Source organism: Curtobacterium sp. BRB10, assembly GCF_031844325.1.
Lineage (GTDB): Bacteria > Actinomycetota > Actinomycetes > Actinomycetales > Microbacteriaceae > Curtobacterium > Curtobacterium poinsettiae_A.
The window spans coordinates 13,720-27,359 of record NZ_JAUZVA010000008.1; the positions used below are offsets into that span (position 1 = coordinate 13,720).

Genomic DNA, 13,640 nt, shown 5'->3' on the forward strand with positions numbered 1-13,640 from the left:
GTCCGCGGCGTGACACCATCGTGCGGTGCCGGGTCCCTCCCCGACACGGGCCGCGGACACTGAACAGCCATTCAAGCACGCGTCAGGCGGATCGGCGCGCGGCCCAGCGCCCCTCTGCCCGCAGGATCGCGAGCGGGAAGTCGAACGCGTGTGACACCGCCGACGACGTGATGACCTCGTCCGAGGTGCCCTGAGCCACGACGGCGCCGTCGCGGAGCAGCATCGCGTGCGACGTCGAGGCCGGCAGGTCCTCCAGGTGGTGGGTCACCATCACGCTGCCCAGCTCGGGGTGCCGGTGCCGCAGCGCGTCGACGGTCTCGAGCAGGTGCTCCCGCGCGGCGACGTCGAGGCCGGTCGCCGGCTCGTCGAGCAGCAGCAGCTGGGGTTCGGACATCAAGGCTCGGGCGATGAGGGCGCGTCCCCGCTCACCCTGCGACAGCACCGGCCAGCGGGCGTCGCGTCGTGCGGTGAGCCCGACGTCGGCGATGTGCTGCTCTGCCAGGGCGACCTGCTCGGCCGAGGGGTCCCACCGCATCATGAGGTCCGTCGTGCCGGTCAGCCCGGTGAGCACCGTCTCGAGCACGGTGAGCGGTGCGAGCATCCGGTGCCGGGGGTCGACGTGGCCGATGTGCTCGCGGAGTTCACGGACGTCGACGCGTCCGAGCCGCCGGCCCAGGACCTCGACCGTGCCCGCGGTGGGGTGCCCGGTGGCACCGAGGACGGCCAGCAACGTGGACTTGCCGGCACCGTTCGGTCCGAGCAGGGCCCAGTGCTCCCCGCGTCGGACGGTCAGGTCGACGTCGTGCAGCAGGTCGCGGCCGGAGCGCGTGACGCGGACCCCGGTGGCGTTGATCAGGACGTCATCGTGCGCGTCGGTCATGACCCCATCGTGCCCCACCGCGCCGTGACGTCGTCCACGTGGGCCCGCGCGATGTCGACGAAGAGCTCGGCGGCCGCCCGGGCGGCCACCGGTTCGCCGCTGCCCGCAGCCGCGTCGAGGGCGGACCAGAGCGTTCCGGCGTCCCACTGCCGGAACGCAGGGGCCTCGGGCAGCGCGTAGACGAGCCGGCCGATCGCGAGACGCAGTGCTCCTCGTTCCCACCGGTTGCCCGAGTGCTCGGCGAAGAACCGGCTCACGGCGAAGGCACTGTCCGTGTACCGGTGGTCGCGGACCTCGCCGTCGGTGCGGGCGCGCTCGACGAGGTCGTGGAACTCCTCGAGCGCGTCACCCTCGAGCGCCGGGAGCAGGCGCCGAGCAGCTGCCGTGAACAGTCCCGCGAGCAGCTCCATCGCGTCCCGCCACGCGGTGAGGGACGGTTCGGCGATCCGCACCATCCCGTGGTCGTCCTCGATCAGGGCGAGGTCGGCCAGGCTCCTCAGGGCTTCGGCCACCCTGGCCGGAGGCGAGCCGGTCCGCGCGACCAGGCTCTGGAACGCGTGCGTCGAACCGACGGGGAGCGCGCCGGTGCGGATGTCCCGCAGGAGCGACCGCTCCGTCGCCGACCGACGGCGTTCGGAGGCGGGCACGGCGAGGCCGGAGGGGTGTGGGATCCCGGCGTTCCGGCGTTGCACGTCGAAGAGCGCGGAGAGCTCGTGGACGGCCGTGTCCACGTCGTCGGCTGCACGGCCTGCGGCGACACGCTCGACCGCGGCGAGCCACGGGCCGAGTTGCGGGACCGTCCAGGGTTGGTTCGGGAACCTCGCCCATCGGAGTCGCTCGAACGCCTGCACGCCCAACGACCGGACCAGGCGGTTCGGGCAGTGCTCGAACCAGAACTGGGCCGTGGTCGCGAACGCCGCGCGGTACTCCGGCTGCCGGAGCGCCGCGAGTGACCGTGTGCTGGCGGCAGCGGTGCCCAGGCGTTGCACGAGGTCGTCCGACAGCACCGGCACCGTCGCCCGCATCGCCGGGCCCATCAGGGCGACCCAGAAGTCGTACCCGTCCGAGATGTCCTCGTCGGAGAGCCCGTCGTACTCCCACGACCCGTCGCTCCGGAGCGTGAACAGCCCGAGGTCCTGCAGGCGGGCGGCTGCCGCGCGCAGCCGTGCTGGGGGTGCCCCCTGCGTGACAGCGAGGTGGTCGACGTCGACCACGACAGCGTCCCCTGGACCGGAACGGACGTGGGCGAGCAGGGCGGTGTACGCGTCGTCGTTCACCGACGCCCACGGATCACCCCACTCGCCGGTGACCACGGGTCAGCCGCGGTCGGCGCGGACCGCTTCGATGTGCTGCTCGAAGTTGCGCGTGAGGGCTCGTCCGGCCTCGGCGGCACCTTCGCCGTCGCGCTCGGTGAGCGCTTCGCGCAGGATCGAGAAGAACGCCTCGGACCCCCACTGCTCGAACGCCGGCGTGGGGTTGAGCGTGAAGCGGACCCGCTCCATGGCCCCGACGGCCGCGTTCTGCACCAGGGGGTTGCCGGAGTGCTGGACGCCGAACTCGATGATCTCGGTGAGCGCGCCACTGAAGCCGTAGTCCCGCACCTTGCGCATGCGGTCGGCCTTGTCGAGCAGCGCGGTGAGGGCTTCGACGTCCTCGTCGCTGTACTCGGGGACGCCCCAGCGCAGGCTGAGCTCGAAGAACCCGGCGGTCGCGCGGGTCGCGATGACCCAGTCCTCGAAGGTCGGGGTGGCGACGCGGGTGTACCGGTTCGCCTCCATCTCGACCAGGCCGATGTCGACGAGCTTCGCGATCGCCTCGCGGATCGGGGTGCGACTCACACCCAGCCACTGCACCAGCTCGTCGTCGTTCAGGCGCTCGCCGTGCTGCAGCGTGCCGTCGCGCAGGGCCGCGAGCATCTTGTCGTAGACGACGTCACGCAGGAGCTTCCGGGGAGAGCTCTCCACGGTGGACTTGGGGACCGGCATGTCATCTCCTCGAGGACGAAATCGACACTCGAAATCCTAGCGTGTCAATACGCAAACGCTTGCTAAATCAACCGCTCGAGAAGCTTGCCCGATCAGCCCGCGACGGCGACGACCGTCCGGCCGTGCACCCGTCCCGCGACGACCTCGGCCCCCACCGCGATGGCCTGCTCGGGCGTGACCGTGCGGGTGACGTCGGCCAGGAGCGCTGCGTCGAGATCGGTCGCGAGCCGGTCCCACGCCCGACGTCGGAGCTCCAGCGGCGCGTCGACGGAGTTGATCCCGAGCAGCGACACCGACCGCAGGATGAACGGCAGCACGGTCGTCGGCAGCGCGGAGTCCTGCGCCAGCCCGCACGCCGTGACGGCACCACCCCACCGGGTCGATGCCAGCACGTTCGCCAGCGTGGCCCCACCGACGCTGTCCACCGCTCCGGCCCAGGTGGCACGCTGCATCGGCTTGCCCGGCTCGGACAGGGTGGCGCGGTCGACCACCTCGGTCGCACCGAGTCTGCGGAGCGAGTCCGTGTTGGCCGCGCGACCGGTCGACGCCGTCACCCGGTACCCGCGGGCCGCGAGGAGCGCGATCGCCACCGTGCCGACCCCGCCGGACGCCCCGGTCACGAGCACCGGTCCGTCGTCCGGTGCGACGAAGCGCTCGAGGGCGAGGACACTGAGCATCGCGGTGAACCCCGCCGTACCGATGGCCGCGGCGAACGAGTCGTCGATCGCCTCGGGCAGCACGACGAGCGACCCGGACGGCACCACGGCCTGCGTCGCCCAGCCCCCGTGCCGGGTCTCACCCAGGCCGGCGCCGTTCAGCACCACCCGGTCACCGATCGCGACCTCGTGCACACCCGGTCCGAGCCCCGACACCGTGCCGACCACGTCGATCCCCGGCACGAGCGGATCGAGCCGGGCGACGCCGGGGTTCCGCGCGAGGGCCAGGCCGTCCTTGTAGTTGACGCTCGAGTACGTGACGTCGACGAGGGCCTCGCCCTCGGCCGGATCCGGCAGGTCGACGTCGGTGACGGTTGGCGGGGCTGCACTGGACACGAGGACGGCGCGGGTCATGCGCCGGACGCTACCCCGGGCCTCCCGGCGGCCTGCCCGTTCTTTCCCAGAACGCGCGCGATGCCTGGTGGTTTCGGGCTTACTGGGTCGGAAGAACCGACCAGGTACGCCCGATTCGACCCGGTACGCCCGAAACCGCCCAGTCCAGCCCAGCCGCCCCAGCCTCCCCAGCCCAGCCGCCCCAGCCAGCCCACTCAGCCGAACATGATGGCGGCCTCGTCGAACCGCGCCTGCGGCACCGTCTTGAGCTCGCCGAGCGCCTCCTCGAACGAGACGTGCTCGATCTCGGTGCCCCGGAGCGCCACCATCCGGCCCCAGCGCTCCTCGACGACGGAGTCGATCGCCGCCAGCCCGAGCCGGGTCGACAGCACCCGGTCGTAGGCGGTCGGCGTACCACCGCGCTGGATGTGCCCGAGGGTCGTGGCCCGCGTCTCGATGCCCGTCATCTCCTCGATGAGCGGCGCGAGGCGCTCGCCGATGCCGCCGAGCCGCGGCCGCCCGAAGGCGTCGAGTCCGCGCTCGGTGTGCGCGGTGTCCTCGTGGTCGGGGACGAAGCCCTCGGCCACCACCACGAGCGGTGCGCGACCGCGGTCGTACGCGGCCCGCACCCACTTCGCGATCTGTTCCATGCTCGTCTTCTGCTCGGGGATGAGGATCGCGTGCGCGCCCGCGGCCATGCCGGAGTGCAGCGCGATCCAGCCCACGTGCCGACCCATCACCTCGGCGACCATGCAGCGCGAGTGCGACTCACCGGTGGTGCGCAGGCGGTCCATCGCCTCGGTCGCGATGGCGACGGCGGTGTCGAAGCCGAACGTGTAGTCGGTCGCGCCCAGGTCGTTGTCGACCGTCTTCGGCACACCCACGATCTTCAGGCCGGCGTCGGTCAGGCGCTTCGCGGCGGCCAGGGTGCCCTCGCCACCGATCGCGACGATGGCGTCGATGCCGTGCCGCTGCAGGGTCGCGGAGATGTTCTCGACCCCGCCGTTGGGCCCTTCGAACGGATTCGTGCGGCTCGTCCCGAGGATCGTGCCGCCCTGCTTCGCGATGCCCTGGATGTCCTTGCGGCCGAGCGGGACGATGTCGCCGTCGACCACCCCGCGCCACCCGTCACGGAAGCCGACGAAGTCGTGTCCGTAGATGGCGATGCCCTTCAGGACGATCGCGCGGATGACCGCGTTCAGGCCGGGGCAGTCGCCTCCGGAGGTGAGGATGCCGATGCGCATGGGAACTCCGTCGTCGGGTGGTGGGGATCAGTGCCCATCATGACTGACGGTGGTTCCGCATTACCATCCCCGTGTGTGCCTGCTCGCTTCCGCTTCGCCGCCTGCGGCCGCTGGTGCGTCCGGCGATGCGTCTCGCGTCGACACGGTGTACCGGCCTGGAGGCGCGGTGGACGTCGCGTCGACCCTGCGGCCCCTGCAGCGCGGCTCCGGCGACCCGGCCTTCCAGGTGGTCGGCGGCGTCGTGTGGCTCGCGCTGCGCACGCCCTCCGGTCCCGCTTCCGTGGCGATCCGGCGGGCCGGCGACACGATCGCGGTGTCGGCGTGGGGCGACGGTGCTGCGTGGGCCGTTTCCCACGCTCCGGAGATGCTCGGTCGCGGCGACGACTGGGACGGGTTCGACGTCACGCGCCACGAGTTCCTCGCCGCCGCCCGCCACAAGCAGCCCGGGCTCCGGCTGCTCCGCACGAACACCGTGGTCGCGATGCTCGTGCCGGCGATCATGGAGCAGAAGGTGACCTCGCGCCAGGCGTGGGGGGCGTGGCGGTACCTGCTCCGTCGGCACGGCACCCCGGCGCCCGGTCCGGCACCCGCGGGCATGATGGTGCCGCCGGACGCTCCGACGTGGGCGCGGATCCCGAGCTGGGAGTGGCACCGTGCCGGCATCGAACCGGGGCGCTCGGCCACCGTGATGCGTGCCGTGAAGCTCGCGCCGGCACTCGAGCGGACCCTGGCCCACGGCCGCGGTGGCGAGGTCGTGTCCACGAAGCTGCAGACGATCCCCGGGGTCGGCCGGTGGACCGCCGCCGAGACCGCGCAGCGCTCCCACGGTGATCCGGATTCGCCGAGCGTCGGGGACTTCCACGTGCCGGCGCTCGTCGGGTGGGCACTCACGGGCGCCCCCGTGGACGACGACGGGATGCTCGAGCTGCTCGAACCCTGGCGCGGGCACCGGGAGCGTGTCGTGCGGTTGATCGGCGGCTCCGGGTTCCGGAAGCCGTCGTTCGGGCCGCGGATCACCATCCAGGACCACCGGGGCCACTGAGCGGCGGTCCGTGGAACACCGGTGTTCGCACCTTGAACACCCGCACGCGGGTGTTCGGCGCGTGGACACCGGTGTCTTGCGGGGTGTCAGGGGTGGCGGGTGCCCTCACCGGCCAGCACGGCGCGGTAGCCCTCGCGGAACGTCGGGTACTGGGGCGTCCATCCCGTCGACCGGAGCAACGCGTTCGACAGGCGCTTGTCGCCGCCGGCCTGCCGCGCGTCACCGTCGCCCGTCGACGGCTCGGCGACGTGGAGTTCGTCGGCCAGGAACCGCAGCACGTCGTCCAACCGGCTCGGCTCGTCGTCCGTCCCCAGGTAGAGCGGTGCCGGGTCGGGCAGGGCCGCCAGGTGCACGAGCGCGGCGGCGGCGTCGTCGCGGTGGATGCGGTTCGTGTGCGGTGAAGTGCCCGGCGCCAGCCGTGCGGACCCGGACCGGACCTGGTCGATGAGCCGCTCGCGGCCCGGACCGTAGACGCCCGACAGCCGGACCAGCACGGCGCCGGGGGCGCGCTCGCGCAGCAGGACCTCGGCCTCGACCAGGACCTCGGCGGTCGGGGTCGCCCCACGCGCGAGTGTCTCCTCGGTGACCTCGCTGCCGTCCGAGACGTCGTACACGGCGGTCGAGGACACGACGAGCACCCGGGGGTCGGCCTCCGAGGTGTCGATGCCGTCGAGCACGTTGCGCAGGCCGTCGACGTAGGTGGCGCGGTACTCGTCGACGTCGCGGCTGCCGGCGGCCAAGGCCACGACGACGACGCTCGTGTCGGCGGGGATCTCGGGGACCTCGTGGCGCAGGTCGACGCTCCGGCCGGTGATCGGTGCGGGGATCAGCTCGGCGCGGCGGCGGAGTCCGATCACGTGGTGGCCCTGGTCGGCGAAGCGCAGGCCGGCTTCGGTCCCGAGGTCGCCGCATCCGGCGATGACGACTGTCGTGGAGTTCTGCACGGCTCGACCTTGGCACGGTCTCATGGTGGAAGGCGGAGAGCTTTGTGATAATCGTTCTCAACTGGGCGACCACCGTCCAGTCTTCCCGACAGGAGCTCCATGTCCGCTCGATCCCTGCGTCTCCTCCCCGCACTCGTCCTGGCCGGGCTCGTCCCGCTCGTCGGCGCCGCGATCGCCGTCCCCGCCTCGGCTGCACCCACCGTGACCCGGACCGCCCACCACAGCTGGCTCGTCACGGCCGATCCGACGGCGAAGCGCGTGTACGTCAACGACGCCGTGACGGGCCGGCGGACCGCCACCCTGAGCGGGATCGAGTTCGGCACCCACGCGGGCTCCGTGCAGCTCGGCCACGGGCAGATCGCGTTCATGGACGAGTCGAAGCCGCAGCTCGACGTCCTCGCCATCGGCCCCCGCGGCACGGCTCGCATCGCGCAGCACTACGCGATCCCGAACGGCGACGGCAGATGGGAGCGCGCCGGCTGGCTGTCCACCGACACCGCGCGGCGTCACCTGGCGGTCGGTTCCGACTTCGACGGCTCCGAGCGCCAGCGGGTCACGGTGATCGACCTGCGGCGGAAGACGGAGCGCACTGCTCGGATCGACACCTCGGCCGTGCAGCTCGCCACGACGGGCAAGCGTGGCACGGAAGAGGTGGAGACGTTCCTGGTCGGCAGCCCCCTGCGCCTGGTGGTCACCGCGGGCGGACGACTCGACGCCTACTCCGTCTCGGCGATCATGCAGGGCGCAACGCATCCGCGCCCGGTCGCGACCACGCCACTCGGCGCCTACCCGCACGGCCCGATCGTCAACGCCACCGGGACGGTGATCGGCTCCGACCTCGCCGCCGGCGTGCAGACCGTCCGGGTGACGCGGGCCGGCTTCACGAGCTCCCGGTCCGTCGCCTACCCGAAGCCGAGCGTGCAGAGCTACCGACCCCGCATGGCACCGGACGGCACGACCGCGGTGGGCACGCAGGCCGGGATCACGGCCGCGGGCACCCCGTGGAACGCCGTCCCCGTCTACCTGACCACCTCGTCGACGTCGTCCAGCAGGATCAGCAGTGTCGACCTCGGCACCGGGTCCTTCACCCGGGTCGCCGTCACCGCCCGGTTCGCCGCCGTCGCGCTGACGTCGGGTACCGGGGACTCGCTCGTCCTCGTGCGGAAGCAGGCCGACGGTGTCTACTCCGGCCGCACGGCCTCGGTCCCGCTCACGCCGCTGCGCAAGGGGCCCGTCGCCGGACAGTCGGCCGCCGGCGCGTCGGTGCGGTTCACCGCGGCGACCGACGACGGCCGCAGCGTGTTCGTGACGCGGGGCGACGAGGGGAAGATCACCCAGATCGACACGACCAGTGCGAAGCCATCCGTGCTCCGCACCATCACGCTGCCCACGGCGCTCGCCGGGGGTGGGTACCTGACCACGGTCGACTCGACGGTGGCCCCGTACGACCTCAGCGGTCGCTGACCGTTCGACCGGTCGGCCGAACCGCTGACTGCCCGGCCGACCAGCCGCCGACCGCCCCTCGGGGTGGTCGGCGGCTAGGGTCCTGGTGTGATCGTCTGGTTGAACGGAACGCACGGGGCGGGCAAGACCACGACGAGCCGACTGCTCCAGCCGCTGCTGCCCGGCTCGCGGATCCTCGATGCCGAGAAGGTCGGCGAGGTGCTGATGGACGTCACGCCGGGGCTGCCGGAGAGCGACAACTTCCAGCACTGGGACCCGTGGCGGCCGCTCGTGGTCGAGACCGCTCGCCGGGTGCACGACTACGTGGGCGGGCCGCTCATCATGCCGATGACGGTCCTGGTCGAGGCGTACTGGCGTGAGATCGCCGCGGGGCTCGATGCTCACGGGATCCCGGTCCGGCACTTCCTGCTGCACGTCGACGAGTCGACGCTCCGCGACCGGATCCAGAACGACCCGATCGTGGGGCCGTCCACGTTCCGGTTCGCGTACGTCGACGCCTACGCCGAGGCGGCGCGCGGCTGGCTGCACGCCGAGGCCGAGGTCATCGACGCGACCGACGTCCCTGCCACCGAGGTGGCCCGGGCCGTCGCGGACGCGGTGACGTCAGCGCGCTGACAGCACGACCGCGCGGAGACCAGGGGTCTCCGGCTGCGCCTGGTCGACCAGCACCGCGCGCATCCCGGCTGCTCGGGCTCCGGCCACGTCGCGCTCGGGGTCGTCACCGACGAACAGGCAGTCCGTCGGGTCGAGCCCGAGCTGTGCTGCCAGGGTGTGGAACGCGCGGACGTCCGGCTTCTGGAAGCCGATGCGTTCCGAGATGCAGACGACGTCGAACGCGTCGGCCAGGCCGGTCCGAGCGAGCTTGTCGAGCTGCTGACTCTCCGTGCCGTTCGTCAAGAGACCGAGGCGGTGGCCGTGCTCGCGCAACTCGTGCAGCAGCGGCAGGCTCTCGGGGAAGAGCCGCCAGGCCTCCCGGTACGAACGCAGGTAGTCGTCGAACACCGCGTCCAGGGCGGCGTCGTCCCCGGGCACCTCGACTCCCAGGTGCGGCAGGACCGTGCGGAGCCGTCCGCGTCGCTGTTCCCGGAAGCTGATCGCCCCGGACCGCCAGCGCTCGAACTGCTCGTCCTCGGCCGTGAACCAGGCCCGGATCGCCGCCTCCGTCGGCTCCACGCCGAAGCCCTGCAGGAACCGGGTCACACCCACCCGAGCAGACCCCTGGTGGTCGAACAGCGTCCCGTCCAGGTCGAAGCAGATCGCTCGCGGAGTCGCCACGCGCCCAGGCTACGGCGCGTCCGAACGGTGCGACGGCCGGCGAGCGGGACGAGCCTGTCCGCCGCACGCAGCCCCCGGGTTCGCCACCGCCCGGATCATGCCGGAGACTGGTGCGGGTCGCTCACGAAGCTGCCCGCCCCACCACCAGCAAGGAAGGCTCCGCATGCCCGAGCTCCCCGTCGTGTTCGAAGTCGGCTCGATGATCGCCCTGGTCGCGATCCTGCTCGCCGACCTGCTCATCGTCGCGCGTCGCCCGCACGTGCCGACGCTGCGCGAATCCGGCGTCTGGGTGGGCATCTACGTCGGGCTCGCACTGGTCTTCGCGGTGCTCATGCTGGTCTTCGCCGGTGGCGACTCCGCGGGGCAGTTCCTGGCGGGCTGGCTGACCGAGTACAGCCTGAGCATCGACAACCTGTTCGTGTTCGTCATCATCATGGCGCGCTTCTCGGTGCCGAAGAAGATCCAGCAGGAGGTGCTGCTGCTCGGCATCATCATCGCGCTCGTGCTCCGCGGCATCTTCATCCTGGTCGGCGCGCAGCTCATCGAGAACTTCTCGTGGATCTTCTACATCTTCGGCGCCTGGCTGATCTGGACGGCGATCCAGCAGCTCCGCGGCGAGGACGAGGACGACCAGAAGGACACCTTCATCGTCCGGCTGCTCCGCCGCCGGGTCCGTCTCACCGACACGTACGACGGCATGAAGTTCCGCACCAACCACGACGGTGTCCGGCACTTCACGCCGCTGCTCATCGTGCTCATCGCGATCGGCACCACCGACCTGCTGTTCGCGCTCGACTCGATCCCGGCGATCTTCGGCATCACCGAGAGCCCCTTCATCGTGTTCACCGCGAACGTCTTCGCGCTGATGGGTCTGCGCCAGCTCTACTTCCTGCTGGGCGGACTGCTCGAGCGTCTCGTCTACCTGAAGTACGGCATCGCCGTGATCCTGGCCTTCATCGGTGTGAAGCTCGTCCTGCACGCGCTGCACGACAACGAGCTGCCGTTCCTGAACGGCGGCCACCACATCGAGTGGGCGCCGGAGATCAACACGTGGGTGTCCCTGCTGGTGATCGTCGCCGCGATGGCCGTGTCGACGCTGGCGAGCCTCGTCCGCATGCGCGGGGAGACCCCCGCGACCGACGACGGCGCCGTGACGAACACCGCGACCGACGGCGAAGCGGCGACCGACGACGACCGGGCCGACCAGGACCGATCCGACCAGGACCGCGCCCGCACCGCCGACTGAAACCCGTCTGAACGATCCGCCCGGCTACCTCGTCGTTCAGGGTATGGCACTCCGCAAACGAACCAAGGTCATCATCGGGATCTCCGCCGGCGTCGTCGTCGTGGCGGCAGCAGCCGTCATCGCCGGCCCGGTCATCTACGCGAACACCGTCAACGGCCAGGCCGCCGCAGCACCCTCGCTGTCGGCGTCCTCGTCCGGCACCCTCGACGCGAAGGACGCCGACGGCACCTGGACGAGCAAGAGCAGCTCGTACGCCGGGTACCGGGTGCACGAGGTCCTGCAGGGGAATGATGTGAACGTGGTCGGTCGCACGAAGGACGTCAAGGGCACCGCCGTCGTCGACGGTGGGTCCCTCACCAAGGCGTCCGTCACCGTGCAGGTCGGCAAGATCAGCACCCCCGAAGCCGCCCGCGACGAGTACTTCCGCTCCACCGCACTGCAGACCGACAAGTACCCGACCGCGACGTTCGAGCTCACGAAGCCCGTCGACGTCACGAAGGCGCTCGACGGCTCCACGCAGGACGTCACCCTGACCGGCACGATGGACCTGCACGGCGTCGAGAAGCCGGTCACCGCCGATGCGCAGGTCGCGGTCGGCGAGGGCGGCACCGTCCAGGTCGCCGGCACCGTGCCGATCACCTTCGCCGACTACGGCGTGAAGGCGCCGTCGCTCGGCTTCGTCACCGTGGACGGGAAGGGCTCCGTCGAGTTCTCCCTCGACCTCGGGAAGTGACCGTGACGAGTCGTTCCGCGGACGAGCTGCTCGCGACGCTGTACCGCGAGCACGGTGACGCGCTCACGCGGTACGTCCGGCACCTCACGCGGGACGGCTCGACGGTCGAGGACGTCGTGCAGGAGACGATGGTCCGCGCCTGGCAGCGTCCGGCCGTGCTCGAACGGGCACCTGACAGCGCGCGGGCGTGGCTCTTCACGGTGGCGCGCAACCTGGTGGTCGACGACGCACGGTCGGCCCGCAACCGCCGTGAGCACGGCACCGAGCACCAGGTCGAACGGATCGAGTCGGACAGCACGGACGCCGTGCTGGACCGGATCGTGGTCGCCGACGCACTCGCGTCGCTGACCCCGGACCACCGCCGCGTGGTGGTGGACGCGTACTGGCTCGGGCACACGGTGCCGGAGATCGCACGACGACACGACATCCCGGAGGGCACCGCCAAGTCGCGGCTGCACTACGGGCTGCGAGCCCTGCGGCTCGCACTGCAGGAACGAGGAGTGACCCGATGAGCGACGACAGGTACGCGGAGTGGGATGCGGCGTACGTCCTGGGGTCGCTCCCGGCCACTGAGCGGCTGGAGTACGAACGGCACCTCGAGACGTGCGACCGCTGCGCGGCCGCCGTCGCGGAGTTGGTCGGTCTGCCGGGGCTGCTCGGCAAGCTGCCGGCCGACCAGGCGATCGAGATCGCAGAACCGGACGGGAGGCCCGACACCCGTTCCGAGAGCGACCTCGCCTCCGTCGCGCACCGCGTCCGACACCGTCGCCGCCGTCGCCGGGTCTGGGTCGCCGCCACCGCGGGGCTCGCGGTGGTCGCCGCCGTCCTGGGCGGGCTCGCGGTCGGCGCCGCCGGCGAGCGCACCACGGTGCAGGCCGGTGCCACTCCGACGGCAGCTGCCACCGCCGACCGCTACGACATGACCGGCGTGCAGGGACTCGACGTCCAGCTCGCCATCAGCGGCGAGCAGTGGGGCACCCGCTTCGACTGGGGGTGCTCGTACGGCGGCAAGGAGTGGTCGCCGGACGGGTCGATCCTCTACGACCTGGTGGTCGTCCGGACCGACGGCACGACGCAGACCGTGGGCTCGTGGACGGCTGCCGGCGCGGACGCCCGAGGACTGTCGGCGTCGACGGACATCCCGCGGGACGACATCGAGAGCGTGCAGGTCCGGCTGCGCGGTGAGCGCGGCGCGCTCGCCGTCGTCACGCTCTAACCGGCCTCGGCCTCGTCCGACGCATCGTCGGGGCCGATGGCGTCCTGGACGCGCGCGCTGACGGACCGCAGCGTCTCGGCGTCGGTCCCCACGGGCCTCCAGAACAGGTCCTCGAGCGCACCGGTGTGCGCGCGGATGCCGGCGAGCACCGCGCGACGGCCGTCCGCGGTCATCACCACCCAGCTGCCACGGGCGTCGCTCGGGCAGTCCGCCCGCTCGACCAGGCCGCGGGAGACCATCCGCGTGACCTGGTGGCTGACGCGCGACTTCTCCCAGCCGATCCCCGCGGCGATGTCCCGGACACGCAGACGGTGGTCGGGGTCACGGTGCAGGCCGATCAGGATCTCGAACTCGGGGACGGAGATGCCGGCGCCCGCCTGGACGGCCCGGTCGAGCGCCCGGTCGAGTCGTCGCCAGACGTCGTGGTACGCGTCCCAGGTGGCCCAGTCGTGGCCACCGTTGCCCTCCGTCGACATGCCGACCAGCGTATCCACCGGGCGGACGGTCGGACCGCGCAGCGACCCCTTTCATCCGCTCGGATGACTCCTGGCCGACGTACGGC

General features: G+C 71.8%; 15 protein-coding genes. 7 read left to right on the plus strand and 8 right to left on the minus strand.

Annotated elements, in window-relative coordinates:
- Positions 1-82: 82 nt before the first annotated feature.
- The 5 genes from Q9R26_RS16075 to Q9R26_RS16095 form a co-directional block, all read right to left on the minus strand.
- Positions 83-880, minus strand: coding sequence for an ABC transporter ATP-binding protein (locus tag Q9R26_RS16075; protein WP_209132659.1), 798 nt, complete (start codon positions 878-880; stop codon positions 83-85).
- Positions 877-2,193 (minus strand): hypothetical protein, encoded by a 1,317-nt coding sequence (locus tag Q9R26_RS16080; protein WP_311227882.1) that lies wholly within the window; start codon positions 2,191-2,193, stop codon positions 877-879. Before Q9R26_RS16080 ends, Q9R26_RS16075 begins: the two co-directional genes overlap by 4 nt.
- Before the next feature lie 3 nt (positions 2,194-2,196).
- The gene (locus tag Q9R26_RS16085) at positions 2,197-2,865 is read right to left on the minus strand and encodes a GntR family transcriptional regulator (RefSeq protein ID WP_209132663.1); all 669 of its coding nucleotides are present in this window, start codon (positions 2,863-2,865) and stop codon (positions 2,197-2,199) included.
- Positions 2,866-2,957: 92 nt separating this feature from the next.
- Positions 2,958-3,935 (minus strand): MDR family oxidoreductase, encoded by a 978-nt coding sequence (locus Q9R26_RS16090; RefSeq protein ID WP_209132665.1) that lies wholly within the window; start codon positions 3,933-3,935, stop codon positions 2,958-2,960.
- 194 nt (positions 3,936-4,129) lie between these two features.
- Positions 4,130-5,158 (minus strand): 6-phosphofructokinase, encoded by a 1,029-nt coding sequence (locus Q9R26_RS16095; RefSeq protein WP_027467034.1) that lies wholly within the window; start codon positions 5,156-5,158, stop codon positions 4,130-4,132.
- A gap of 73 nt (positions 5,159-5,231) precedes the next feature.
- On the opposite strand from Q9R26_RS16095, the gene Q9R26_RS16100 reads away from it, so the two are divergent.
- Positions 5,232-6,200 (plus strand): DNA-3-methyladenine glycosylase family protein, encoded by a 969-nt coding sequence (locus Q9R26_RS16100; RefSeq protein ID WP_396136837.1) that lies wholly within the window; start codon positions 5,232-5,234, stop codon positions 6,198-6,200.
- An 86-nt stretch (positions 6,201-6,286) separates the two neighbouring features.
- On the opposite strand, the gene Q9R26_RS16105 is transcribed toward Q9R26_RS16100, so the two are convergent.
- Entirely contained in the window at positions 6,287-7,144 is an 858-nt protein-coding gene (locus Q9R26_RS16105; protein ID WP_311227884.1) for an NAD-dependent epimerase/dehydratase family protein, read from the minus strand.
- 99 nt (positions 7,145-7,243) lie between these two features.
- Here Q9R26_RS16105 and Q9R26_RS16110 point away from each other — a divergent pair, with 99 nt between their 5' ends.
- Complete coding sequence (locus Q9R26_RS16110; RefSeq protein WP_311227885.1) at positions 7,244-8,608, plus strand: hypothetical protein; 1,365 nt, start codon at positions 7,244-7,246, stop codon at positions 8,606-8,608.
- An 87-nt stretch (positions 8,609-8,695) separates the two neighbouring features.
- The gene (locus Q9R26_RS16115; RefSeq protein ID WP_262139743.1) at positions 8,696-9,223 is read left to right on the plus strand and encodes an AAA family ATPase; all 528 of its coding nucleotides are present in this window, start codon (positions 8,696-8,698) and stop codon (positions 9,221-9,223) included.
- Here the strand turns inward: Q9R26_RS16115 and Q9R26_RS16120 are convergent.
- Positions 9,212-9,883 (minus strand): HAD family hydrolase, encoded by a 672-nt coding sequence (locus tag Q9R26_RS16120; RefSeq protein WP_311227886.1) that lies wholly within the window; start codon positions 9,881-9,883, stop codon positions 9,212-9,214. The two genes, Q9R26_RS16115 and Q9R26_RS16120, sit on opposite strands and share 12 nt — an antisense overlap.
- 163 nt (positions 9,884-10,046) lie before the next feature.
- Here Q9R26_RS16120 and Q9R26_RS16125 point away from each other — a divergent pair, with 163 nt between their 5' ends.
- The 4 genes from Q9R26_RS16125 to Q9R26_RS16140 are packed head-to-tail and all read left to right on the plus strand — an operon-like array spanning position 10,047 to position 13,078.
- The gene (locus Q9R26_RS16125) at positions 10,047-11,129 is read left to right on the plus strand and encodes a TerC family protein (RefSeq protein ID WP_311227887.1); all 1,083 of its coding nucleotides are present in this window, start codon (positions 10,047-10,049) and stop codon (positions 11,127-11,129) included.
- A 43-nt stretch (positions 11,130-11,172) separates the two neighbouring features.
- On the plus strand, positions 11,173-11,862 hold the full coding sequence (locus Q9R26_RS16130; protein WP_182064245.1) for a YceI family protein: 690 nt from the start codon (positions 11,173-11,175) through the stop codon (positions 11,860-11,862).
- Positions 11,859-12,374 carry a sigma-70 family RNA polymerase sigma factor gene (locus Q9R26_RS16135; RefSeq protein ID WP_071245305.1) on the plus strand — a complete coding sequence of 172 codons (516 nt, stop codon included), beginning with the start codon at positions 11,859-11,861 and terminating at the stop codon, positions 12,372-12,374. The genes Q9R26_RS16130 and Q9R26_RS16135 overlap by 4 nt, the downstream gene beginning before the upstream one ends.
- The gene (locus tag Q9R26_RS16140; RefSeq protein ID WP_209132680.1) at positions 12,371-13,078 is read left to right on the plus strand and encodes a zf-HC2 domain-containing protein; all 708 of its coding nucleotides are present in this window, start codon (positions 12,371-12,373) and stop codon (positions 13,076-13,078) included. The genes Q9R26_RS16135 and Q9R26_RS16140 overlap by 4 nt, the downstream gene beginning before the upstream one ends.
- Here the strand turns inward: Q9R26_RS16140 and Q9R26_RS16145 are convergent.
- On the minus strand, positions 13,075-13,554 hold the full coding sequence (locus Q9R26_RS16145; RefSeq protein ID WP_182064247.1) for a MarR family winged helix-turn-helix transcriptional regulator: 480 nt from the start codon (positions 13,552-13,554) through the stop codon (positions 13,075-13,077). The genes Q9R26_RS16140 and Q9R26_RS16145 overlap by 4 nt on opposite strands.
- Positions 13,555-13,640 lie beyond the last annotated feature (86 nt).